Annotated in this window: 6 protein-coding genes; all 6 read right to left on the bottom strand. The window is 61.6% G+C overall.

Going from position 1 to position 5,068, the window contains the following annotated elements:
- A partial coding sequence (locus tag H5T60_11435; GenBank protein ID MBC7243045.1) for an ABC transporter ATP-binding protein occupies positions 1-837 on the bottom strand: 837 nt, incomplete at its 3' end.
- A gap of 61 nt (positions 838-898) precedes the next feature.
- The gene (locus H5T60_11430) at positions 899-1,252 is read right to left on the bottom strand and encodes a four helix bundle protein (protein MBC7243044.1); all 354 of its coding nucleotides are present in this window, start codon (positions 1,250-1,252) and stop codon (positions 899-901) included.
- Positions 1,253-1,371: 119 nt separating this feature from the next.
- Positions 1,372-2,277, bottom strand: coding sequence for an ABC transporter permease (locus tag H5T60_11425; protein ID MBC7243043.1), 906 nt, complete (start codon positions 2,275-2,277; stop codon positions 1,372-1,374).
- A gap of 142 nt (positions 2,278-2,419) precedes the next feature.
- Positions 2,420-4,087 carry a polysaccharide biosynthesis tyrosine autokinase gene (locus H5T60_11420; protein ID MBC7243042.1) on the bottom strand — a complete coding sequence of 556 codons (1,668 nt, stop codon included), beginning with the start codon at positions 4,085-4,087 and terminating at the stop codon, positions 2,420-2,422.
- A gap of 149 nt (positions 4,088-4,236) precedes the next feature.
- Positions 4,237-4,443 (bottom strand): hypothetical protein, encoded by a 207-nt coding sequence (locus H5T60_11415; protein MBC7243041.1) that lies wholly within the window; start codon positions 4,441-4,443, stop codon positions 4,237-4,239.
- Positions 4,444-4,728: 285 nt separating this feature from the next.
- Positions 4,729-5,068 (bottom strand): hypothetical protein (locus H5T60_11410; protein MBC7243040.1); only part of this gene is annotated, 340 nt, incomplete at its 5' end.

Genomic DNA, 5,068 nt, shown 5'->3' with positions numbered 1-5,068 from the left:
CCATTGGGATCTTTTTATGTCATTGTGTATCATTTCCAGATACTCAGCAACAACTGAGTGAACTTCTCCCACATTCGCGACCTGGCCTTGGCTAAGAAGAAAGGCTCTTCTGCATAGAGATTCCACCGCCGCCATATTATGGCTCACAAACAGCACCGTGCGGCCCTCGCCGGCCACCTCCCCCATCTTCCCCAGACACTTCTTCTGGAACGCGGCGTCCCCCACCGCCAGCACCTCATCCACCAGCAGGATCTCCGGGTCCAAATGTGCCGCCACCGCAAAGGCCAGCCGCACGTACATCCCGCTGGAGTAAAACTTCACCGGCGTGTCAATGAACTTCTCGATCTCCGCAAAGGTCACGATCTCGTCAAACTTGCGGTCGATCTCCACCTTCCTCATCCCTAGGATAGCGCCGTTCAGGTAAATGTTCTCGCGGCCCGTCAGCTCCGGATGAAAACCGGTGCCCACTTCCAGCAGAGACCCCACCCGGCCGTACACATAGGCGCGTCCCTCCGTCGGCTCCGTGATGCGGGAAAGGATCTTGAGCAAGGTACTCTTCCCCGCGCCGTTACGCCCGATGATGCCCACTACCTCGCCGCGCTTCACTTCGAAGGAGACGTCCTTGAGGGCCCAGATGTAGTCGGATTGCGGATTGCCGATTTCGGATTGCGGAATGTGGATTGCGGAACGCGTGACGAGCGGCCGGCGCAGACGGTCCAGCAGGCGGCCGCCGGCGTCGGCGATTTTGTCGTAAAGGGTCTCGTAGCGCGGCCGGCCGGCGGTCCCGATGCGGTAGAGTTTGGACAGGTTTTCGACGCGGATGGCTATATCGGACATACGACCTCACGAAATTGCGGATTGCGGAATGGGAATTTCGAATTCCGAAGTTCGAAATGGATCACCTTCTCGCCTTTGCAGTCTTACCGATGGAGGTAAAGATCGCCAGCAGTTCGCCGGCTTCCTGGAGCAGCCACTCGCGCTCCGCCGGCTCTCCCACGTTAGAAGCTTCGAATAACTCCAGCCAGTAGCGAGCTTCCGCCGCTTCCTTCTCGACGATCCCGATCTTGTTGATGAAATCATTCCGGGATACAGCCCGATTTGCCTCGCGATAGTTCGCACCAACAGAGGTCCCACACGTCAACGGCTGATACCCCATGACATCCGCGATCTTGCCTCTTGGAAGGGCGGAGACAAAGCGAATGACACGAATTGCAAAACCCTTGGTTCGCTCTTCGAGCTCGTGTTTGTTCACCTAAGCTCCCTTAGGAATTTGGGGTTGCGAATTGTGAATGTCGGATTTCGGATCGTGAATTTCGCAAGTCGCATTCCACAATTCGCAATTCATATTTCGCATTCCGCGATCCGCACTCCCTACACCTCGTCTGCGAAGGTCTTTTCCATGCGCCGGAAGTAGAACAGACCGCTGATGAGGAGGGCCAGGGAGACGCCGGCGGAGACAAAGATCATCCCCTGCGGCGGGTTGGTGCCCAGCAGTGCCCAGCGGAAGCCCTCCACCACTCCCACCATCGGGTTCAGACCATAGATCGTCCGCCAGGGTTCCCCCAGCAGACTGCTGGGATAGACCACCGGCGTGGCGTACATCCAGAACTGCACCAGGAACGGGACGATGTACTTGATGTCGCGGTAGTGCACGTTCAGGGCGGAGAGCCACAGCCCGACGCCCAGGGCGGTGATAAGCGCCAGCAGGAGGAAGGCCGGCAACAACAGAAGGCCCCACGTCGGTTGTACCCCGAAATAAACCATCATCCCAAGCAGTACCAGGAAGGCAATGCCGAAGTCCACCACCCCCGACAGCACCGCCGAAATGGGGATGACCAGCCGCGGGAAGTAGACCTTGCGGATGAGGTTAGCGCTTCCCACCAGGCTGTTGGAAGACTGGCTCAGGGCGTTGGCGAAGAACTGCCAGGGCAGAAGGCCGGCGTAGTTAAAGATGGGGTACGGCACCCCCTCGGACGGGATTTTCGCCAGCCGGCCGAAAAATATAGAGAACACCACCATGCTGAAAAAGGGCTGGATGATGGCCCAGGCCGCCCCCAGAGCGGTCTGCTTATACCGCACGCGGATGTCGCGCCAGGTCAGGAAATAGAGCAGTTCGCGGTACTCCCACAGCTCCTTCAGCTTCACCGCCACCCAGCCGCGCGACGGCTCGATGACGATAACCGGCACCGCCGGCCTCTCCGCTTCCGCCTGCGGCTGGGCCGGCGCTTCCTCGACTGCTGTCTGCTCGATGGTTTCAATCTCCACGTTCGTCGTCATGGCTTTGGGATGTGTTTGGCTCAATTGTAGATGGTGACCGGATTCTGGGCAGGCTCCGCCCATCTGACAAGGGGCCTTGTCAGATGGGGAAGGTGCGGTATTTCATTCGGGCCCGCGGCCGGCGGGGATGACGACCGAATGGTTATTGCGGATGGGTATTCTCGGGAATGGAGGGCAGGGATGCCTTGGTACTGCGGTGCTCCTTCCGGCGGCGCCGGCGCTCCTTGCGTCCCTTTCCGTTGCCGTTGTAGTACGTATCGTCGTAGTAATAGTAGTAATAGTAGTAATAATAGCCGCTGCCGCGCCCGGGCGTCTTGTTGAGCACGGCTCCCACCAGGTTGGCGCCGGCATGGGCCAGGCTCTCCACCGCCTGACGCGCCGCCGCCCGGCGCGTCTTGCCGGCCTCCATCACCAGCACCACGCCGTCGGCCTTGGGCGCCAGCACCAGGGCGTCCGCCAGCGGCAGGACGGGCACCGTGTCCACCACCACCACATCGGCCAGCCGGCCCAGCTCGTCCAGTGCATCGGCCATGCGCTGGGAGGCCAGCAGTTCGGTCGGGTTGGGGGGCAGGGGGCCGGCCGGCAGGAGCAGGAGGTTCTCCACCGGGCTTTCCAGCAGATGATGCTGCAGGTTCCCATCCAGCAGGGACTGGGTCAGCCCGCTTTCGGGACGGATTTTGAACAGGCGGTGCAGGCGCGGCCGGCGCAGGTCCGCATCTACCAGGATGACCCTTTTGCCGGATTGGGCGATGGCGGCGGCCAGATTCGCCGCGATGAAGGACTTGCCCTCTACCGGGCTGGGACTGGTGACCAGGATGGTGTGCAGGGGATGGTCCACGCTGGCGAACCACAGGTTGGTGCGCACCTTGCGGAAGGCTTCCGTGATCAGGGAAGATGGATCGTCAATGACGATCAGCTCGTTCCCGTTCTCATTCATAGCAGGGATAGCGCCCAGCGTGCCCAGACCCAGGCTGTCCCGCACCTCGTCAGGTGTCTTGACGGTATCGTCCAGGTACTCGACCAGGAAGGCGAGGGCGATGGCGGCCACCAGGCCGGCCGTCGCCGCCACCGCCGCGGTGTTCAGCGGCTTTGGGCGAACCGGCGCGCTGGGAGGTTGGGCCGGCTCGAACAGCGTCACGCTGTCCATGGTCTGGGCGGCGCTCAGGCGCATCTTCTCATAGGTCTGCACCAGCTCGGAATAGGTGTTGCGGTAGCCGGCCAGAATGCCTTCCAGACGCGCCACCTCCGCCTGATCGGATTGGGAGCCGCCGGCTTTCAACGCTTCCAACTGGCGCTGGGTCTGCTCCATCAGGCCGGAAAGCTCGCTGATCTGCGCCTTGATGTTTTCCAGCGACTCGGCGAAGCGCGCCTCCTGTAGGGCGCTGTTCTGGCGGATAAACTCCTCCGCGATGGCATTGGCCAGGTCCGCCGCCCTCTGTGGGTCAGCGTCCTCCACGTCCAGTTGAATGAGCTGGGTGTCCTGTATCAGGTTGACGCGCACGCGTTTGGCGAGCGACGCAGGGGACTCGTTCAGCTCCATGCGCTGGATGACCGCTTCCAGGACCGGCCGGCGGGGGATCATGGTCGAATACGTGCGCGCCAGGCGCTCGCTGGTGACGATGGCGTTGTAATCCGTGATGTCGCCCGACGGCGTGCGGTAGACCAACAGGGTGGCAGAAGCACTGTAGACGGGGGTACTGCGGATGCTGATCACGTAGGCGACAGCACCGCACACGATCGGCAGCAGGAGCACCAGGAGCAACCATTTGCGCAGGATCCACCAGTACCGCCGCAGTTCTACTTCTTCCATGTATCCGTTCCTCGACCTTTGGCTCAGATGATTCCCAGACCAAACAGCCCTCGGGATTTTCCCACCTCTGCCAAGGCTGTGCATGTGCCAGTATCATGCTGTGTTGGGCGGATGATATGGACCAGCCGGCCGGCTTGAACCGCAGACCTTCAGCGGGGTTTGGAGGATTGAACCATGTCACGGCTTTCCAACTGCTGGATGAAGCGCAAACGCCCCTTGACCTTGATCAGGCGTACTTCGCCAAAGGGTCCGATGGCCGCCAGGGCGCGATCCACTTCCAGCACCTGCTCGGGAGTGAGGACCTTGAGCAGGCGCAGAAACCCGCCGGCGTCCTTTGATGGCTGATCATCCATCATGATCCGCGCCTCCATCATACGGGCATTACTGCGAACCTGATACCGCACCGGGGCTTTCGGAAAACCGCACAAAGCTAGCGCTGATTTGTGGCAAATAAATATAGGCCCCCGGGCGTTTTTCACCTCTGCAGGACCTCGTCAGAGGCTATGGGTTTTAAGGATATTATAGCGCCGGATCGGCGGTCTGACATTGCAGTTGTATTGCAATTTGTGGGGTCCGGGGGCTGGGGTAGGCCGGCGCAACGAAATGCCCCGGACGCCGTTCTGGCGCCCGGGGCCGATACGTCAGGCTACCCGCCGGCCTGGGATGGGAGGCCCGCCGGCGTATACCTCCTGCACCGCTATGGTCCCTATCGGCGTCCCCAGTACCCGCCGGCATCCCAGCCATTCTCCCTTCACCTGGAAGGAGACGACATCCAGGGTCAGCAGGTTGGCCGCCACGGGAGCGCCGGTCGGCAGTCCCACCAGCTCTTCGGCGTTCGGGTCGATCCGGCAAACCATAGCGCTCTTGCCGGCCGGCTGGAGCGAGAGGGCCGGCAGGGCCAGGGGATAGCCGTCGGCATCCAGGCATGCCAGCACGCGCAGGGCGGTCATCGGCTGGAAGGAGCGCTGAACCACCAGCGGC

The organism is Anaerolineae bacterium, from assembly GCA_014360855.1.
GTDB lineage: Bacteria > Chloroflexota > Anaerolineae > JACIWP01 > JACIWP01 > JACIWP01.
Note: the sequence above shows the minus strand (reverse complement) of the source record. Positions and strands in the feature narration are given on the sequence as shown.

Excerpts from the sequence above, each read along its gene's own strand:
- H5T60_11420 (MBC7243042.1), bottom strand. The coding sequence starts at position 4,087 with ATGGAAGAAGTAGAACTGCGGCGGTACTGGTGGATCCTGCGCAAATGG.
- H5T60_11415 (MBC7243041.1), bottom strand. The coding sequence starts at position 4,443 with ATGATGGATGATCAGCCATCAAAGGACGCCGGCGGGTTTCTGCGCCTG.
- H5T60_11425 (MBC7243043.1), bottom strand. The coding sequence starts at position 2,277 with ATGACGACGAACGTGGAGATTGAAACCATCGAGCAGACAGCAGTCGAG.